We start from the raw sequence: 1,532 nt of genomic DNA on the forward strand, positions 1-1,532 counted from the left end.
CACAGCCCCCAGAACAAGATCAGACCAAAAAGGACATTCGCGGACTACTCCGGGGCCCTGGACTCGACGGGCGACGACGAATCGGAAATGTTTGGCGGTAGCCTGAAGAAGTATATAGAACACAATAAAACCCGCTCCGGTGAGCAATATCCAGTTTTGGCGCCGGACCCCGATGTTCCATCAGTGGTCCAAATCGAAGGTGCGCATTTTTGTCACCTCTCCTTGCTTGACCGTGTGAGCCGCCCCCGTTACGGTGACGTTGCTGATCGTCGATCAATGCTTTTTGTTCTGTCGGTTCCCCGATTGGTCGATCAGCGATGCGTGCGGCTCTTCCTAAAATGGGAGAACCACCAGGAGTCGACCTTGGACCTTGTAAAACTCGCCTCTCCGACATCGGCTGCCCAAGACTGCCAGCGGTCCATTGCTGAGAGAACTTCGATGAGTAGAGAGCGGTTGACCGATGAACGTTGAAGTCAAAGGGCTGGCGCCGGAGTCCGTCGGGGCGTTCTACGACCAGGTGAACACGTTCATCGCCCGGGCCCAGGGCGGATCCATGCACCACGGCTACTGGGCCGGGCCCGACGATGACAGCAGCTTCGAGACAGCTAGCGCCCGATTGACCGACATAATGATTGAGCGGGTCGGCGCCCAGCCGGGCGAGCGGGTGCTGGACGTCGGCTGCGGTCTGGGCCGGCCCGGCGTGCGGCTGGCCAAGGCCAGCGAGGTCGAACTCGTCGGGGTGTCGATCAGCGAGCAGGACGTACGGCTGGCCAACGAGCGGGCCCGCGCCGAGGCGGTGTCCGACCGGGTGGTCTTCGAACGGGCCGACATGCTCGCGTTGCCGTTTCCCAACGACTCCTTCGACCACGCGATGGCCTTCGAGGCGATCGTCCACGTGTGCGACCGGGTGCGGGCGCTGCGCGAGATCGCCCGAGTGGTACGCCCCGGCGGGCGCGTCGTGCTGACCGACTTCACGGTCAAGGAGGGACCGGAGGGCCGTTCCGACGAGACTTTGGCCAAGGTGTACGACTCCTGGCGGGTCGCCGCCGCCCCCATCGGTGCGGAGGACTACAAAACGATCGCCGCACAGGCCGGACTCGCGCTCGACGAGGTCACCGACATCACCGACCACGTGAAATACACCAGCATGTGGACCTACCTCGAGTTGCGGCGATACGCCCGCGACAATCCGGTACCGCCCGAAGTCGAGCAGATTCTCGATGTCTTCGGGCCGACCCTCAGAGGCACGGCCGATGCGCCGCCGCTGACCGACACGCAACTCGAACAGGGGTGGCGTAAAATGCTGACCGAAGAACAGGTGCAAGGGATGATCATCGTCGTTGCCCACACGCCTTCAGGAATGTCCAGCTGACGGTTTCGGAAACACCGTCAGATCCACAGGGCCTTGGACGCGTCGTAACTGGATAGGTGCTTGACGGGGCGGCGTGACGGGCCTGGTCAGGTGGTAGCGGGGATCCAGGGTTTCCCGGCGGCGGCGTGGATGAGGGCGTCGAGGATGTCGATGCCGTGCC

General features: G+C 63.0%; 2 protein-coding genes. Both read left to right on the forward strand.

The window, feature by feature from the left end:
* A partial coding sequence (locus tag ACFHWY_RS28425) for a hypothetical protein (RefSeq protein ID WP_416583316.1) occupies positions 1 to 471 on the forward strand: 471 nt, incomplete at its 5' end.
* The gene (locus ACFHWY_RS28430) at positions 461 to 1,372 is read left to right on the forward strand and encodes an SAM-dependent methyltransferase (protein ID WP_416583317.1); all 912 of its coding nucleotides are present in this window, start codon (positions 461 to 463) and stop codon (positions 1,370 to 1,372) included. The genes ACFHWY_RS28425 and ACFHWY_RS28430, both read left to right, overlap by 11 nt.
* Positions 1,373 to 1,532 lie beyond the last annotated feature (160 nt).

The organism is Micromonospora sp. LOL_024 (assembly GCF_048060415.1).
Classification (GTDB): Bacteria; Actinomycetota; Actinomycetes; order Mycobacteriales; family Micromonosporaceae; genus Micromonospora.